The sequence below is a fragment of the Gammaproteobacteria bacterium genome (genome assembly GCA_009838035.1).
Lineage (GTDB): Bacteria > Pseudomonadota > Gammaproteobacteria > Steroidobacterales > Foliamicaceae > Foliamicus.
In genome coordinates, this window is record VXSK01000004.1 from 182,689 (window position 1) to 196,715 (window position 14,027).

At 66.7% G+C, this 14,027-nt stretch carries 15 protein-coding genes; 9 read left to right on the top strand and 6 right to left on the bottom strand.

What is annotated here, in order from left to right; genetic code table 11:
- Positions 1–49: 49 nt before the first annotated feature.
- From F4Y72_04885 to F4Y72_04905, 5 genes are all read right to left on the bottom strand, one after another.
- A complete protein-coding gene (locus tag F4Y72_04885) occupies positions 50–667 on the bottom strand; it encodes a dephospho-CoA kinase (protein ID MXZ27621.1) in 618 nt (205 codons plus the stop codon).
- On the bottom strand, positions 664–1,422 hold the full coding sequence (locus F4Y72_04890) for a prepilin peptidase (protein MXZ27622.1): 759 nt from the start codon (positions 1,420–1,422) through the stop codon (positions 664–666). The genes F4Y72_04885 and F4Y72_04890 overlap by 4 nt, the downstream gene beginning before the upstream one ends.
- A 292-nt stretch (positions 1,423–1,714) precedes the next feature.
- Positions 1,715–2,914 (bottom strand): type II secretion system F family protein, encoded by a 1,200-nt coding sequence (locus F4Y72_04895; protein MXZ27623.1) that lies wholly within the window; start codon positions 2,912–2,914, stop codon positions 1,715–1,717.
- 5 nt (positions 2,915–2,919) lie between these two features.
- On the bottom strand, positions 2,920–4,659 hold the full coding sequence (locus F4Y72_04900) for a type IV-A pilus assembly ATPase PilB (GenBank protein MXZ27624.1): 1,740 nt from the start codon (positions 4,657–4,659) through the stop codon (positions 2,920–2,922).
- A gap of 30 nt (positions 4,660–4,689) precedes the next feature.
- Positions 4,690–5,172, bottom strand: coding sequence for a pilin (locus tag F4Y72_04905; GenBank protein MXZ27625.1), 483 nt, complete (start codon positions 5,170–5,172; stop codon positions 4,690–4,692).
- Between the two features lie 150 nt (positions 5,173–5,322).
- On the opposite strand from F4Y72_04905, the gene sucC reads away from it, so the two are divergent.
- From sucC to F4Y72_04920, 3 genes are all read left to right on the top strand, one after another.
- Positions 5,323–6,483, top strand: a complete 1,161-nt coding sequence (gene sucC, locus F4Y72_04910; protein MXZ27626.1) for an ADP-forming succinate--CoA ligase subunit beta — start codon at positions 5,323–5,325, stop codon at positions 6,481–6,483.
- Positions 6,480–7,349 carry a succinate--CoA ligase subunit alpha gene (gene sucD, locus F4Y72_04915; protein MXZ27627.1) on the top strand — a complete coding sequence of 290 codons (870 nt, stop codon included), beginning with the start codon at positions 6,480–6,482 and terminating at the stop codon, positions 7,347–7,349. The genes sucC and sucD overlap by 4 nt, the downstream gene beginning before the upstream one ends.
- 107 nt (positions 7,350–7,456) lie before the next feature.
- Positions 7,457–9,133 (top strand): NAD+ synthase, encoded by a 1,677-nt coding sequence (locus F4Y72_04920; protein ID MXZ27628.1) that lies wholly within the window; start codon positions 7,457–7,459, stop codon positions 9,131–9,133.
- Here the strand turns inward: F4Y72_04920 and maf are convergent.
- The gene (maf, locus tag F4Y72_04925) at positions 9,130–9,693 is read right to left on the bottom strand and encodes a septum formation protein Maf (GenBank protein MXZ27629.1); all 564 of its coding nucleotides are present in this window, start codon (positions 9,691–9,693) and stop codon (positions 9,130–9,132) included. The two genes, F4Y72_04920 and maf, sit on opposite strands and share 4 nt — an antisense overlap.
- Before the next feature lie 16 nt (positions 9,694–9,709).
- Here maf and F4Y72_04930 point away from each other — a divergent pair, with 16 nt between their 5' ends.
- From F4Y72_04930 to F4Y72_04955, 6 genes are all read left to right on the top strand, one after another.
- Entirely contained in the window at positions 9,710–10,303 is a 594-nt protein-coding gene (locus tag F4Y72_04930) for a hypothetical protein (protein ID MXZ27630.1), read from the top strand.
- Positions 10,304–10,342: 39 nt separating this feature from the next.
- Positions 10,343–10,546, top strand: a complete 204-nt coding sequence (rpmF, locus tag F4Y72_04935) for a 50S ribosomal protein L32 (GenBank protein MXZ27631.1) — start codon at positions 10,343–10,345, stop codon at positions 10,544–10,546.
- Between the two features lie 81 nt (positions 10,547–10,627).
- Positions 10,628–11,635, top strand: a complete 1,008-nt coding sequence (plsX, locus tag F4Y72_04940) for a phosphate acyltransferase PlsX (protein ID MXZ27632.1) — start codon at positions 10,628–10,630, stop codon at positions 11,633–11,635.
- 5 nt (positions 11,636–11,640) lie between these two features.
- Positions 11,641–12,609: a ketoacyl-ACP synthase III gene (locus F4Y72_04945; GenBank protein MXZ27633.1), complete on the top strand. Its 969-nt coding sequence runs from the start codon at positions 11,641–11,643 to the stop codon at positions 12,607–12,609.
- Positions 12,609–13,550 (top strand): L,D-transpeptidase family protein, encoded by a 942-nt coding sequence (locus F4Y72_04950; protein MXZ27634.1) that lies wholly within the window; start codon positions 12,609–12,611, stop codon positions 13,548–13,550. Before F4Y72_04945 ends, F4Y72_04950 begins: the two co-directional genes overlap by 1 nt.
- Before the next feature lie 145 nt (positions 13,551–13,695).
- Positions 13,696–14,013 carry a hypothetical protein gene (locus F4Y72_04955; GenBank protein ID MXZ27635.1) on the top strand — a complete coding sequence of 106 codons (318 nt, stop codon included), beginning with the start codon at positions 13,696–13,698 and terminating at the stop codon, positions 14,011–14,013.
- Positions 14,014–14,027 lie beyond the last annotated feature (14 nt).

Consider the following 14,027-nt stretch of genomic DNA (forward strand, 5'->3'; position numbering starts at 1 on the left):
CGCCATTGCCGTCAATGTTATCGCGCAAACGCTCTTCAGCGCCACGGCGCTAGTGTTTGGCCAAGACCTCCGCGTGCCTCAGATACAGGGCGTGGAGTTCGTCCACTTTCGCGATAAGCCGGCGGCGCGTTCCGTCGTTGAGTATGACGTCGTCGGCCGTGGCGCGGCGCTGCCGCCGGCTTGCCTGCGATGCAAGAATGGCCATGGCCTGGGCACGGGTAACGCCATCCCGTTCCCGCAGGCGTCCGATTTGCAGTTTCCTCGGCGCGTCGATAACCAGCACCCGGTCGATCCCGTCGGTGAAGCCGGTTTCAACGAGCAGCGGAACGACCATCACGAGGTAGCGTCCCGCGGTCGTGCCGGCGCGCTCCCAGGCAGCCTTGCGGATGCGCGGGTGCAGGATGGTTTCGAGGCGTTTTCGCGCGGCCGGGTCGGAGAAGACCTGCCCGCGAAGCCCCGCGCGATCCAACGTGCCGTCGGCGCGGATCAGGTCCGCGCCGAATTGACGGGCGATTTCCGCGAGGGCAGGCATTCCGGCTGCAGTCTGTTCGCGTGAAATGACGTCGGTATCGACGACCGCCGCCCCCAGCGAGGCCAGTCGGTCCGCGACCAGGCTCTTGCCGCTGGCGATTCCGCCCGTGAGCCCCACGGTGAATCGCGTCTTCATGATCCGGTCAGGCCCGGGGCGCCGGCCAATCCCGGCAGCAGGGCCATGTCCGGTCCCAGGAAGAGCGCAAACACGCCGCCGGCCGCCAGGAACGGGCCGAACGGAATAGGCTGGGACAGGGAAGCGCGTCCCAGGGCAATCATGAGCAGCCCGCTCAGTGCGCCGACGACGGCCGCCGGCACGATCACCAGCGGCAGTCCGTTGAGTCCGAGCCATGCCCCCATTGCGGCGAGCAGTTTACAGTCGCCGAGGCCCAGCCCGTCCCTCTTGCGCAGTGTTCGCCAGGCGCGATTGAATAACCAGAGGAACGCGTAGCCCGCGATGGCGCCGGCGATCGCCTGCCCGGGGCCGGGAAAGGGCAGCAGGGCAGTCGCAGCCCCGCCGCCCGATTTCGGCGCCAGACTGTACGCGAGTCCGGCCCACAGAAGGCCCAGAGTCAGGCGGTCGGGCAGCAGGCCGTGCTCGACGTCGATCAGCGCCAACGCCACCAGCGCCGCACAGAACAGGAGTGTCGCGATCGCTTCCGGCGAGGCCCCGAACGCATACCATGCGGCCAGCGCGAGCAGTGCGCAAAGAAGTTCGCTGAGCGGATACCGCCAGTGAATACGCCCGCCGCAATGCGCGCAGCGACCGCCCCGAAGGAGAAAGCCCACCAGCGGAATATTGCTCCGCCCGCCGATCGGCGTCCGGCATCCGGGACAGAAAGATCCCGGTTTGTCGAGCGCCAGGCCGCGCGGCAGCCGATAGACCAGCATGCCGGCGAAACTGCCCAGGACCAGCCCGGCGAAGACCGCAACGAGCGCCGTCCATGCCGGGGCCGTTTGCCCAATCTGAAAACTCCAGTACAAGGTTCTATCCCGCCCCTCTAGCAATGGCGTTCGCCCTGAATTATCCCCGCACCGACAACTGAAGGCCGCAACCGCACCTCCCCTTCCGGAACCTTCCGAAGCCAGGGATGGCTGAGGAGAGCCCACAGGGACGTGCTTGCCGGCGTGTTCCGGAAGGGGAGGTGCGGTTGCGGCCGCAGGACTGTCGCTCCCGGCCCGCTCATATCACCGATCCCATCCGGAAAATCGGCAAATACATGGCCAGCACAAGCCCCCCGATCAGGACGCCGAGTATCGCCATGAGCAGCGGTTCCAGCAGCGCGCCCAGGCGGTCGGCGGACGCCTGCAGTTCCTCCTCGTAGCGCTCCGCCAGATGGCGGCACATTTCGCTCAGGCGCCCGGTTTCCTCCCCCACGCCCAGCATCCGGATCAGTGCGGGCGGTAACGCCTGTACGTAGGCCATTGAGCGCGTGAGGCTCTGGCCCGTCTCCACGTCGTCCCGGGCCTGCCGAATGGCCGATTCGTAAACCCGGCTACCGCAGGCGCCCGCGGCTCCGTCCAGCGCCTCGATCGCCGGCAGGCCCGCGTCCAGCAGGGTCGCCAGCGTGCGCATGAATCGCGCCAGAGCCGCGCGGGCGAAAAGTCCACCCAGCATCGGCAGGCACAGCTTGAGCCGGTCCTCCAGCATGCGCAACCCGGGCAGGCGCTTGCGCAGCCACGCCAGAAAAAGGACGGCCGAGCCGGTCACGATCAGCCAGGCAAGACCATCTTCGCGCAGACGTTCGGAAAGGCTGACCACGAGACGGGTGAGCGGCGGGAGTCCGGCCCCGTATCCGGCGAACATGCGCTCGAATTCCGGTACGACGTAGATCAGCATCAGTCCGACCACGACGGCGGCGATCCCCAGAACGGCCGCCGGATAGCTCAGCGCGGAAGACATCTTCTTGCGTATCCGCTCGCGCCTCTCCAGCCAGGTGGCCAGGTTGGCCAGCAGATTCGGGAGGCGTCCCGAGCGCTCGCCCGCCGCCACCAGGCTGACGTGGAGCCCGCCGAAGTGCTTCGGGTGGCGCCTCAGGGCGTCGCTGAGCGGGTTGCCTGCGGCGACCTCGCGCGAGAGCGTTTCCAGCAATTCCTGCATGCGGACCTGGTGCTGGCTTTCGGCGGTGATATCCAGCGCCTGGACAACCGGCAGGCCTGCCTGGAGCACGGTGGCGAGTTCGCGCACCATGAATGCGATATCCACCGGCTTGATCGAGCGGCGCTGACTGCGGCTTGGCCGCGCGGCGCGCACCCTGATGGGTGTGACGCCGTCGCGTTGCAGTTCCGCGCGGACGTTCGCCGCGCTGATGTCGCGCCGCGAACCTTTGAGCAACCGTCCGTCGCGCGCCCGGCCTTCCCAGGAATAGGTGCTCCTTGCCATTTCAATCAGGGCTTGTCGGCGCCAGGCGCGGCGCCTGTGCCGGATGTGGTCACGCGGTTGATTTCCTCAAGGCTGGTAACGCCGTCACGGACTTTCCGCAGTCCGGATTCGCGCAGCGTGGAGACGTTTTCGCCATGAGCCTGGGTTTCTATGGCGGCAATCGGAGCGCCGTCCAGTATCAGGTGCCGCAGCGCCGGCGAAATCGGCATGACCTGGAACACCCCCACGCGGCCGCGGTAACCGTCGGCGCATTGACGGCAGGCGCCCCGGCCGGAGGGGCGGTAGAGCCGGGCGCCGGCGGGCAGGATGTCCTCGCCGACGTCCTGCCCGCGAAGCGCCGTCTCGCCCGGCGAATAATGCTGCCGGCATTCGGGGCACAGCCGCCGGGCAAGGCGCTGCGCCACGATCAGGTGGACCGAGGCGGCCGCGTAGGGCGGGACCTCAAGGTCGCGCAGGCGGGTCAGCGAGGCGGGAGCGTCCTCCGTGTGCAGCGTGGAAAGCACGAGATGGCCGGTCTGGGCGGCGCGCACGGCGATGGCGGCGGTTTCCGCATCGCGTATCTCGCCCACCATGATCACGTCCGGGTCCTGCCGCAGAAAGGCCCGCAGTGCACTGGCGAAGGTCAGCCCGGCGGCCCGGTTCACATTGACCTGGTTGACGCCGGCAAGCTGGATTTCGCAGGGGTCCTCGACCGCGCTGATGTTGCGTTCCTGCACGTTGAGGCGTTCCAGGGCCGCGTACAGCGTCACGGTTTTGCCGCTGCCGGTAGGTCCGGTGACCAGGATCATTCCCTGGGGGCGATCCAGCGCGGCGAGGAAGTGAGCTTGCTGCCGCGCGGTCATGCCCAGTTCATCCAATGACGGCAGCGCCGCGCCCGAATCCAGGATCCGCACCACGGCCTTTTCCCCGTAGAGAGTGGGCAGGGTGTTCATTCGCAGGTCCACCTTGCGCCGGTTCGGCAGGCGCAGCCGGATTCTTCCGTCCTGCGGCGCGCGCCTTTCGGCTATGTCCAGCCGGGCCAGGACCTTGAGCCGCGCGCAGACCTTGGCCGCCAGCCCGGCCGGCGGCCGTGCCGCGATCCTGAGCAGGCCGTCGATGCGCAGGCGTACGCGGTATTCGTCCTCGTAAGGTTCGAAGTGGATGTCCGACGCCCCCTGGCGTATGGCGTTCAGCAGTATGCCGTTGACGAAGCGCACAACCGGCGCTTCGTCAACGGAGGCAACGATGGCCGGGTCTTCCTCCTGCGGCGTTTCGGCCTCGAACTCCATGGGCGGCAGTTCGTCCGCCAGCAAATCGCTCTCCGGCGGACCCGCGTCCGCCGACCGCAAACGCGCCGCCAGTTTCCGATGCTCCACGACGACGGCGCAGGGCTTGAGGCCCGTGCGTCGGCGCACTTCATCGAGCACCGTGATCTGCGCCGGATCCGCCAGGCCCAGGACCAGCCTGTCCCCATCGGCCGCCAGGGCGGCCAGACCATGCGAGGCCAGGAAGTCGTGATCAATTCCGCTGGCTGGCGGCGCCATTTCTGCCAGGCGGTCCAGGTCGAGCAGGGGCAGGCCGAACTCGCGCGCGATCGCTCCGGTCAGCCGCGCCGCGTCGACTTCCTCGCGTTCAGCCAGCCAGGCGATGAGGCCCGCGTCCGAGGCGCCCAGCTCCCGTTCCGCCAATGCCAGCGTGTCGCGTCCGACTATGCCCAGCGCCACCAGGCGTTTGCTCAGTGGGCTGCCGAGCGCGCCGTGTTCCATGGCGGCGGTGCAGTCCTGCGACCAGGGAAATCAGGAGCGGCAGGACTGCGGCAGGTAGGAGTTTTCCAGGTCGGTAGCGGCTTCCTCCGCGCCGAGCGCTTGCCCTTCCGGGGCCGGGGCGTTGCCGCACCTCCATAGCAGCGTGGCGCCGTCGTCCGCCACATACGGCGTGAGGTACAGCACCTTGTCCCTGATGATGCGATTGGCTTCGTTGCCGAAGGTGACTACCACTTCGCTGTCGACGATGTCCACGGACGCAACATAACGTCCCTGCGTATCCGCCGCTTCCGCGCTCAAACCGGCTTCTTCCCGGTTTCCCGGCCCGCCGCCGCTCCCCACATAAGTCTCGGTGACGGCGTTGCGCGTCTGCACCGACAGCGCCAGACCTTCCTGCACCTGCGCGCGTATCGTGTAGTCCTGGTAGGCGGGAATCGCCAGGGCCGCCAGAATGCCGATGATGGCGATGACGATCAGCAATTCCACCAGGGTAAATCCTTGTGACCTCTGTTGCATGGCATCCAGTCCTTTTGCGCGAAACGCCGCCAGAATAAGTCAGGCCCAGGGCGCGCGCAAGCGCGAATTCGCCCGCGTTTGAGCGCAATTTCCAGTGCCAAGCCGGCACTTGGCTTGCGCGGCTTTGCGCTATTGATTCAGAATGCCCGCGTGAATCTGCACGAATACCAGGCAAAGGCGCTTTTGAGCCGCTACGGCGTGCCGGTCGCCTCCGGGCTAGCAGCGTCCTCGGGGGAGGAGGCCGCGGCCGCGGCGGGCGAACTCGGCGGCGAAAAGTGGGTCGTCAAGGCGCAGGTGCACGCCGGAGGGCGGGGCAAGGGCGGCGGCGTGAAACTCTGCGATTCGCCGGAAGCCGTTCAGGAAGCCACCGAAGGGCTGCTCGGCACGCGTCTTGTTACCCCGCAAACCGGCCCGGAAGGGCTACCGGTCGAGAAGGTCTACGTTGAGCAGGCCAGTTCGATCGCCCGCGAGCTCTACCTGAGCCTGCTGATCGACCGGGCCGACGAATGCGCCTGTTTTGTGGGGTCCGCCGCCGGGGGCATGGACATTGAAGAAGTCGCCCGCATCACGCCGGAGAAGATCGCTCGGGTCAAGGTGCGGGCGGCCACGGGAATCATGCCCCATGCGGGCCGGCGCCTGGCCAAGGTGTTCGGACTTGCGGATGCGGCGGCCCGGGAGATGCATGATCTGGCCGGCGCCCTGTATCGTCTGTTCGACGAATGCGATGCAAGCCTCATCGAGATCAACCCCCTGGTGGTTAACGGGGAGGGGAGGCTGCTGGCCCTGGATGCCAAGATCGCGGTGGAGGACAACGCGCTGTTCCGGCAGCCGGACCTTGCCGGGCTTAGGGATCCGGGGCAGGAGGACGAGTTGGAGCGGCGCGCGCAGGAAGTGGGCCTGAGCTATGTTTCCCTGGACGGCTCGATCGCCTGCATGGTCAACGGCGCGGGGCTGGCGATGGCCACCATGGACCTGATCAAGCTTCAGGGCGGCGAGCCGGCCAATTTCCTGGACGTCGGCGGAGCCGCCGATTCGGCGCGGGTAGCGGCCGGTTTCCGGTTGATTCTCTCCAATCCCAGGGTTCGCGCCATCCTTGTGAACATCTTCGGCGGCATCGTGCGCTGCGACGTGATTGCGGAAGGTATTCTGCAGGCCGTGCGCGAGGCCAGCGTGGAGGTTCCGGTCATCGCCCGCCTGGAGGGGACAAATGCCGAGCGCGCGCGCGCCATGCTTGATGCGAGCGAACTGACGGTAACGGCGGCCTCGGATCTGGCGGATGCGGCGCGCATCGCCGTGGAGATGGCGGCGTGAGCATCCTGGTCGATTCATCCACGCGGGCGATCTGCCAGGGTTTGACCGGCCGCCAGGGCCGCTTCCACGCCGAGCAATGCCTGGAATACGGCACCCGCATCCTTGCCGGCGCGACCCCGGGACGGGGCGGTCAGGAATGCCTGGGACTGCCGGTTTTCGATACGGCCGAGGAGGCCGTACGGGCGACCGGCGCCGACACCAGCCTGGTGTTCGTCCCCGCGCCCGCCGCCGCCGATGCGATCATGGCCGCGGCCGATGCCGGTATCCGCCTGATCGTCTGCATTACCGAAGGTGTTCCCGTGCTTGACATGGTGCGCATCAAGGCGGCGCTGAAGTCCTTTGATTGCCGCCTGCTCGGGCCCAACTGTCCGGGCGTGATCACGCCCGGACAGTGCAAACTGGGCATCATGCCCGGCTTTATCCACGAGCCGGGGCGCATCGGCATCATTTCGCGCTCGGGAACGCTCACCTACGAAGTGGTACACCAGACCACCGCGCACGGCCTGGGGCAGACGAGTTGCGTCGGCATCGGCGGCGATCCCGTGCGCGGATTGAATTTCATTGACTGTCTGGAGATGTTCGAGCGGGATCCGGAGACGGAGGGAATCGTCATGGTGGGCGAGATCGGCGGCACCGACGAGGAGAAGGCCGCCGAGTACATCTCGAGCGAGGTGTCCAAGCCGGTCGTGGCCTATATCGCCGGCGTGACCGCGCCTCCCGGGAAGCGTATGGGCCATGCGGGCGCGATCGTCGCCGGCGGGCAGGGCACTGCGGAAGCCAAGTACGAGGCGCTTCAGGCCGCCGGGGTAGCCGTGACCCGTTCCCCCGCGGAGATCGGCGCCACCATGGCAAAGGCGCTCTCCTAGCACAAAGCTCCCTTGCGTATCACTCCTCCGGCCTTAGCCTTTCCTCGCCCCTTCCTTCCGGGAGTATTGGAGGCAGGGATGCCGGAGCAAGCTCCATGGATGGATTCATGCGTCTCCCGGAAGGAGGGGGCGAGGAAAGGCGGGATCAGAGCGCCATGAAGATCGCGCTTGCGCAACTCAACCTCCTGGTGGGAGACGTGCCCGGAAACGCGGCGCGCATTCTGGACGCGATCGACGAGGCGCGGTCGGCCGGAGCCGGCCTGGTTGCGTTTTCGGAACTGGCCCTGTGCGGCTATCCCCCGGAAGACCTGTTGTTTCATGCGGGTCTGCGCGAGGATCTCGCCGCCGGCATCCGGCGGGTCCGGGACGCTTCGCGCGGCATTGCGGTCGTGATCGGCTACCCGCACCGGGAGGACGGCCGGTGGTTCAACGCCGCCGCTCTTTTCGCCGAAGGCCGCCGGCTTCACCTGCACCGCAAGAACGTGCTGCCCAACTATCGCGTATTTGACGAGCGGCGCTACTTTGCTCCGGGCACGGAAGCGGACTGCGTGGACCTGGACGGGCTGCGGCTGGGCCTTGCGGTTTGCGAAGACGTATGGGAACCCGAAGTGCCCCGGCGCCTGGCGGACGGCGGCGCCCAGTTGATCGTGGTAACGAACGGCTCCCCGTACGAGCTGGGCAAGCAGCCTGAGCGCGAGAAGCTGCTGGCGCGGCGCGCCTCGGAGACCGGCTTGCCCTTCGCCTATGTCAACCAGGTGGGAGGACAGGATGAGCTGGTATTCGATGGCGCCTCCTGTGTGATCGACGGCTCGGGCCGGCCCTGCGTGCGCGGCGAGGCCTTTACGGAAGGCTTGTGGTACTGCCGGCTGGACTTCTCCGACGGAGAGCCCGCGCGGCCGCGTCGGGGAGACCTGGCCGCCTTCATGCCCGAAGACGAGGAGGTCTACCGCGCCCTTGTTGCGGGGGTTCGCGACTACGTGCGAAAGAGCGGCTTCGAGAACGTCGTGCTGGGACTTTCGGGCGGGATCGACTCGGCGCTTACGCTAGCACTGGCGGTGGACGCCCTCGGCGCGGACCGCGTGCTTGCGGTGATGATGCCGTATCGCTACACGCAGCCATTGAGCCTCGAGGAGGCCGAAAGTCAGGCGAGAGCCCTTGGCGCGCAATACGAAGTGCTGCCCATCTCCGGGATGGTCGAGGCGATGCGCGGCACGCTCGCGGACCTGTTTGCGGGTCTTCCCGAGGACGTGACCGAGGAAAACATCCAGTCGCGCTGCCGCGGCATGCTGCTGATGGCGATATCGAACAAGCAGGGGCGCCTGGTGCTGGCCACCGGCAACAAGAGCGAGTACGCGGTGGGCTACGCGACGCTGTACGGCGACATGGCGGGCGGTTTCGCTCCGCTGAAGGACTGCACCAAGACCCGCGTATATCGTCTGGCGCGCTACCGGAACACGCTGTCGCCGGCGATACCGCAGCGCGTCATCGATCGCCCGCCCACCGCGGAACTTCGCCCGGGGCAGCTCGACAGCGACTCGCTTCCCCCGTACGAGGTGCTGGACGAGGTGCTGGACGCGCTGATGCTGGAAGACCTTTCGGTGAAGCACATTGCAGAGCGGGGGTTCGAGCCGGGCGTCGTGCGCCAGGTGCTCGACCGGGTGCGCCTGAGCGAATACAAGCGCCGGCAGGCGCCGCCGGGCGTGCGCGTGACCCGGCGCGCCTTCGGCCGCGACTGGCGCTACCCCATCGTTTCCGGCTACCGCCCCTCGCGGGCCAACGACTAGTCGAGGGGCAGGACCGAGGCCAGCCAGATCAGCGGCAGGCCGACGATGGCGGTGGGGTCGGCCGTCTCAAGCGCCTCAAGCAGTAGCGGCCCCGCGCCCTCGGCGCGAAACGCCGCCGTGCAGTCGTAGGGTTCATCCAGGGCCAGATAGCGCTCCACCAGCGCCCGATCCAGCGGCCGGAACCGCGCCACCGTGAGGTCGGAATGGGCATGAGCATTGCCCGCGGGGTCCAGGACGCACACGGCCGTGTGGAAACTGAGCGCCCGATGGGAGAGTGACATCAGCATCGCGTGCGCCCGCTCCGCCGTGGGCTGTTTGCCCACGGCGCGGCCGTCCAGTTCGGCCAGCTGGTCGGCGCCGACGATCCACGTGCCGGCATGGCGCGTCGCGACCTCGCGGGCCTTCGCCTCGGCCAGCCGCGCCGCCTGCTCGCGCGGCTTTTCGCCGGCCAGCGGACTTTCGTCGATACCGGAGGGGTCGGTAACGAAATCGCCGACCAGCCGTGAAAGCAACTGGCGCTTGTAAGGTGATTGCGTCGCCAGCACGATCTTTGAAGCCATTCAAATAACCCGCTGAATTGACAGCGTAAAGACAGCTTCCTATGATAGCGGCCCGCGCTTCCTTCGTCATTTCCCGAAGTTCCGGGACAGGGGCCTCAGTGTGATTCAGCGTAACGTCATTGCATTTCGAAAGTTGCGTGAGTGGGCCGGCCGCCGCCATAGCGTAGAAACCACGTTTGCCGTAGGCGACTCCGCACGTCTGGCCGATCTGTGTCGGAGCAGCGGGCTGGCCGAGCGGCTGCACGCGAGTTGGTCGTTCGAATTGGGGCTGGAGGGCTTTCCGCTGGTGCGCGTGCGAGCCGCTGGCGCGCTCAAGCTCAAGTGCCAGCGCTGCCTGGCGCCGGTTCGGCTGCCTGTCGAGGTGGATTGCAAGCTCACTATCGTGGCCGGCGAAAACGAGATCAGAGAAGTAGCTTCGCCCTACGACACAGTGGTGGCCGGCCCGGTAGGGCTGGCGCTGGGTACAATACTGGAGGATGAGATATTGACCAGCTTGCCCCTGGCGCCCGTACACGATGGGTGTACGGTCTCGGGGGAAGCGGAAACCCACTCATCGCCGGGTGCAAGCCGGCCGCTGGCCGGCCTGGGGGCTTTGCTTCGGCAAGAGTAGATTTAACCGCACTTTGGGCCTGTTCCAAGGGGTATGACAATGGCAGTTCAACAAAACCGTAAATCGCGCTCACGCCGGGACATGCGCCGGTCGCATCACGCGCTCGGGCGCCCGACTCTTTCCATGGATCCCGAGACCGGCGAGTTGCACCGCCGCCATCATATTGCGCCCGACGGCTTCTACCGGGGGCGCGAGATCATTCCGCCGCCCCCGGAGGCGGATGAGGAGGAGATGGAAGGCTGAGCCCGCGCGTTAGCGCCGGGCTGCGGCGATCGTGATTTTCAAGGCAGCGGTCGTTCGACCTGCGCCGGCCCGGCGTTTGCCATGAGCAAGCTCGTAACCATAGCAGTGGACGCCATGAGCGGCGACCTGGGTCCGGCCGTGGCGGTGCGGGGCAGCCTGGAAATGCTCCGCAGCCGCGAGGAATTGCGTTTGATCCTGGTGGGCGACGCGGATACCGTGCGGCGCAACCTGGGCCGGCTGGGCAAGGAGTCCAGGCGCGTGGAGATTCACCATGCCGATCAGGTCGTGTCGATGGAGGACACGCCTTCCGAGGCCCTGCGACGCAAGAAGCGCTCCTCGATGCGCGTGGCCCTGGAACTTGCCCGTTCCGGCGAGGCGCAGGCCTGTGTGAGCGCCGGCAACACCGGCGCCCTGATGGCGATCGGACGGCTGATCCTCAGGATGCTTCCCGGAATCGACCGGCCGGCCATCCTGGTCGCCCTGCCGACGCTCAGCGGCGCCTGCTACATGCTGGATCTGGGCGCCAACCCCGTGTGCACGCCTACCCATCTGCTGCAGTTCGCGGTGATGGGTTCGGTGATCGCCTCGATCAACAATGTCGAGAACCCCGCGATCCGTCTGCTGAACAATGGCGAAGAGGACATCAAGGGCATAGAGACGGTGCAGGCGGCCGGCGCCCTGCTCAGCGACAGCCACCTCAACTATCACGGCTTCGTGGAACCGAACGACGTGTTCAAGCACCGCGCCGACGTCGTGGTGTGCGAAGGATTTACCGGAAATATCGCGCTCAAGACGATGGAGGGTTCGGCGCAGTTCGTGTACGCGCAGATGAAGTCGTATTTCCAGACCGGATGGCTCAGCCGCGCCTACGGGTTGGCGTGCTGGCCCTTTCTCTACACCATCAAGAAACGGCTGGATCCGAACCGCCACAACGGGGCGGCCCTGGTGGGGCTGAACGGCATCGTGATCAAGAGCCATGGCGCCAGCAACGAGGTCGGCTGGCAGCAGGCCATACAGCTGGCCATGCGCGAGGTAGCGAAAGGTTTGAACGAGCGGATCCAGGGCGTATGGAGCAACCTGGCGGCATAGCGGGTCTGAGACATTCTCGTATCGCGGGCACCGGAAGGTACCTGCCGGAACGAGTGCTCACCAACCAGGACCTCGAGCGGATGGTCGATACGACCGACGAATGGATACGCACGCGCACCGGAATGGAACGGCGGCATATGGCCGCCGATGAACAGGCCAGTTCCGATCTGGCCGTTCCGGCGGCGCGGGCCGCGCTCGAAGCCGCCAATTGCTCACCGGACGAGATCGACCTGGTGGTCGTGGGCACAACCACGCCGGACCTGGTTTTTCCCAACGTCGGCTGCCTGGTGCAGCAGGCTCTGGAGATCCCGCCCTGCGCCGCTTTCAGTTGCGAAGCGGCCTGCACCGGCTGGCTTTACGGCATGAGCCTCGCGGACGGGATGATCCGCCTGGGCCGGGCCAACAAGGCCCTGGTCGTGGGCGTGGAGGTGCTTTCCCGCATTACCGACTGGAGCGACCGCTCGACCTGCGTTCTTTTCGGAGACGGGGCGGGCGCAGTGGTGCTGGAGCCGGCCGAAGAACCGGGAATAATGAGCTTCATTCTGGGCGCGGACGGCAACTATGTGGATATCCTGCGCAGCCGGGCCGGCGTTTCCCGCAATCCCGCGGAACTGGGCGATGGCGGCCTTGCGGTGCGGATGAAGGGCAACGAGGTGTTCAAGATCGCCGTTCGCACGATGGGAAGGACCGTGGACCAGTTGCTGGAGCGGCACGGCCTGGATCGCGGCGGAATCGACTGGCTGATCCCTCACCAGGCCAACCTGCGCATCATTCAGGCCATCGGCAAACGCCTGAGCCTGCCTGATGAACGCGTGGTTCTTACGGTGCAGGACCACGGGAATACGGGAGCGGCCTCCATCCCGCTGGCCCTGGACGTGGCGGTAAGGGATGGACGAATCAGGCGCGGACAGCGCATAATGATGGTGTCGTTCGGTGGAGGATTGACCTGGGCCGCAGGCCTCATGCAGTTCTGATGCGAATCACGTCTATACGGCTGTTGCTCCTGACTCTCGGGACCTTCGCCGTCCTTCCCGTAAAAGCGGAGACTTTCCTGCTGCCGTCGCCGACCGCGACCGTCGTGGGCGAATCGCACTGGATCGCCGCCGACCGTCGCGAGTCGCTGCTGGATGCGGCCCGGCGCAACGGCCTGGGTTTCTCCGACATGAAGCAGGCCAACCCCGACGTCGATATGTGGGTGCCCAGGGACGGTGCGCGGGTCCTGCTGCCGACTTCCTTCGTTCTGCCGAACGCACGTCGCCGCGGCGTGGTCGTGAACATCGCCGAGTACCGCCTGTATTTCTATCATGAGCGGGACGGGCAGGAAATGGTGGCGACCTTCCCGATCAGTATCGGGCGCATGGACTGGCAGACCCCGCTGGGCGACTGGAGAGTCACGCGCAAACGGACCCGTCCCACCTGGCGTCCGCCCAAGTCCATCATCGCCGAGTACGCTGCCGATGGCGAGGTCCTGCCGCGGGTCGTACCGCCCGGGCCGGACAATCCCCTGGGCGACTACGCGATCAATCTCTCCGCGCCGGGTTACCTGATCCACGGGACCAACAAGCCGCGCGGGGTCGGCATGCAGGTGACGCACGGCTGCCTGCGGATGCTCCCGGAAGACATCGAGTGGCTGTTTCCGCAGGTTCCCACCGGATTGCCGGTGACCATCGTCAATCAGCCGGTCAAGATCGGTTGGCGCGACGGCCGGCTGTACCTGGAGGCGCATCCTGCGCTGGAGGACCGCGGGGCGGAAGAAACCGGCAGTCTGATCGAGCGGATCAGGGCTTCGGCGCAGGCGGCGCGGGTCGTTCTGGACGTGCAGGCGATGCGCCGGGTTCTGATCGAGCGCCGGGGCGTTCCCACGCCGATTTCCCCCTCCCGGGAGCCGGTTCAGGCCGCTGCCGGCGGGGGCTGAGAGGGGCTGTCCGCCGGGCGTTCCGACCGGGGTTTTTCAGCCTCGGAAATACCCCGATCTCTTGCAATTTCCGGCGGGCTGGGCGAATATACGCGGGCGCGCTGGATACAGGCGCGCTTTACATGCCGAGAACCCGAGGACCTTCATGAAAAAGACCAGACTTGTTGTTGCTCTGCTCGGAGCACCGGCGGTCGCGGTGGCCATGTCCGGCTGCTGCACCGCGGGCATGGACGAAATGGCCGCCAAGATCGATGCCGGCGCTGCTGCGATGGGCAGCAGACTGTCTGCCCTTGAGGGCAGAATCGGCGATCTGGAAGCGGCTCAACGTCAGACTGCTGCCGAAGTGGAGCGGGCGAACGTGACTGCCGAACGTGCGGCTGAAGCGGCGGCGGAGGCGAGCGCCTCGGCGGACGCAACCAGCGAACGCATGGATCGCATGTTCGAGGAAAACCAGCAGAAATAATCTCACCGAAGTAA

What these genes read in the sequence shown, in the direction of transcription:
- F4Y72_04955 (MXZ27635.1), top strand. Translation starts at nt 13,696, where the DNA reads ATGAAAAAGACCAGACTTGTTGTTGCTCTGCTCGGAGCACCGGCGGTC.
- maf (MXZ27629.1), bottom strand. Translation starts at nt 9,693, where the DNA reads ATGGCTTCAAAGATCGTGCTGGCGACGCAATCACCTTACAAGCGCCAG.
- F4Y72_04950 (MXZ27634.1), top strand. Translation starts at nt 12,609, where the DNA reads ATGCGAATCACGTCTATACGGCTGTTGCTCCTGACTCTCGGGACCTTC.
- F4Y72_04920 (MXZ27628.1), top strand. Translation starts at nt 7,457, where the DNA reads ATGCGTCTCCCGGAAGGAGGGGGCGAGGAAAGGCGGGATCAGAGCGCC.
- F4Y72_04905 (MXZ27625.1), bottom strand. Translation starts at nt 5,172, where the DNA reads ATGCAACAGAGGTCACAAGGATTTACCCTGGTGGAATTGCTGATCGTC.
- plsX (MXZ27632.1), top strand. Translation starts at nt 10,628, where the DNA reads ATGAGCAAGCTCGTAACCATAGCAGTGGACGCCATGAGCGGCGACCTG.
- rpmF (MXZ27631.1), top strand. Translation starts at nt 10,343, where the DNA reads ATGGCAGTTCAACAAAACCGTAAATCGCGCTCACGCCGGGACATGCGC.
- F4Y72_04890 (MXZ27622.1), bottom strand. Translation starts at nt 1,422, where the DNA reads ATGCTGGTCTATCGGCTGCCGCGCGGCCTGGCGCTCGACAAACCGGGA.
- F4Y72_04895 (MXZ27623.1), bottom strand. Translation starts at nt 2,914, where the DNA reads ATGGCAAGGAGCACCTATTCCTGGGAAGGCCGGGCGCGCGACGGACGG.
- F4Y72_04885 (MXZ27621.1), bottom strand. Translation starts at nt 667, where the DNA reads ATGAAGACGCGATTCACCGTGGGGCTCACGGGCGGAATCGCCAGCGGC.
- F4Y72_04900 (MXZ27624.1), bottom strand. Translation starts at nt 4,659, where the DNA reads ATGGAACACGGCGCGCTCGGCAGCCCACTGAGCAAACGCCTGGTGGCG.